Below are 1,587 nucleotides of genomic sequence, written 5' to 3' on the forward strand. Positions count from 1 at the left end.
TCACTGCTACTGATGCTAATGAGCCAGCAGTAATAGTGACAGCCAAGCTTGGATCGGTTTCACCATAGATCTTAGTAGCGCTGCTAGCAGTCAAGGTAATTGGACGTGGCGTAATGGCAAAGTTGGCCGGTACGTAGCTAATGGTGTAGTTGCTATTGGCTAAGGTGCCCTGACCGATTGCATAGGTATTCACGTTCTCACCAGTAGCTCTGGTTAAGGCACCGGTGAAAGCATCAGAGCCTACTAAGCCACGACCAGTGCTATTGGCTTCTGGAGTGTAGGTATAGCTAGCAGGATCCGCATTACCGTAAACTTTGGTTTGGTTACTGTTGGCAGTAATGATGATCGGACGTGCGGTAATGGTGCCATTGCTACCCGTAAACGATGTGCCCCCTGTTAAGTAATAGTTAGCTTTATCTGTGCCAGTTAAGGACAAGTTAGAAACGTTATATGCCACATAATTGCCGACTGAACTTTGCCCAAAAGAACCTACACCGCCAACACTGACATCATCGCCACTTACCGGGGTTGATAGGCCCAAAGTTAATCCGGACATAGAGGTACTGCCGTCATAAATTTTAGAAATATTGGAAGCGCTAGCAGTAAGCGCCTTTTGATTGACCGATAACGTCCCGGTGTAGACAGGGCTACCGACAAAGTTCTGACTTACTTGCGAGAAGTTAATACCAGTAGTGTTGTAGCTTCCAACCACTAAAGCTCCACCTGAACTTGCACTACCAACAGCAGATAAGGTGAATTTGGCGCTGCCGCCCACACCATCTGAGTAGGTATATGTATTTCCACTGGCTGCAGTTTGGCTTAATGTTTTGAGTACATTAGAGCCATCTAGATACTGAACACTCGTTGGTGCTAAAGCAGCAGTAGTTCCATACGTTGTAGTTGTATTTGCAACTTTAATAATTAACGTTTGGGCAGGGACGATGGTGTAATCACCTGCAACATAATTGATATTGTAGTTGCTTGATATGTAACCGGATGGTTGTAACACTCCGTTGTAAGTAGCGGCATTATTTTGCGTATAGTTTGATCGATTAATCATCAAATATCCGCCAAGTACGCTAGACGTTTGACCACCCACAAAGCCAGAGATCGTGGCTCCGTTAAAGCCGTAGTTATCGGATTGCGTTACAAATTTAGAATCCGCCCTTGCTGTGACCGTTAAAGTTGCCTTAGTGATATTGGCTGTGAGGCCAGCTGGCTGACTCAAGCTGTAATTATTAGCAGAGGTGCCAGACAATACGTTGCCTCCAACAGTAACAGCTATTCCATTACCTGCATTTGCGCTTACAAATGTTCCATATGCACCAGTAGCATTCAATGTCACCGCATCAGCGCTCAATGCCCCAACTAATGCGGAGTTGCTTATATCAATTGTTGCAGTAGTCCCGGAATCGTAGACTTTATTAACAGCCACTTGACCGCTAATGGTCAAAGGTTTAGCGGTAATCCCCATGGCCTGATTAGTGCTATCAAAGGTAATGGTGTAGTTAGCTGCCTTAGTGCCTGAACCTAAGAGGATGTTGTAGTTGCCTACGTTCTCCCCTGCGCTGCGAGATAAGGTACCTG

The 1,587-nt window shown here is 45.7% G+C and carries 1 protein-coding gene; it reads right to left on the bottom strand.

All coding sequences use genetic code 11. The annotated features are described in order from the left end of the window. A partial coding sequence (locus ICN46_RS11860; RefSeq protein WP_216209121.1) for an MBG domain-containing protein occupies positions 1–1,587 on the bottom strand: 1,587 nt, incomplete at both ends.

It is taken from the genome of Polynucleobacter sp. Latsch14-2 (assembly GCF_018881925.1).
Taxonomy (GTDB): domain Bacteria; phylum Pseudomonadota; class Gammaproteobacteria; order Burkholderiales; family Burkholderiaceae; genus Polynucleobacter.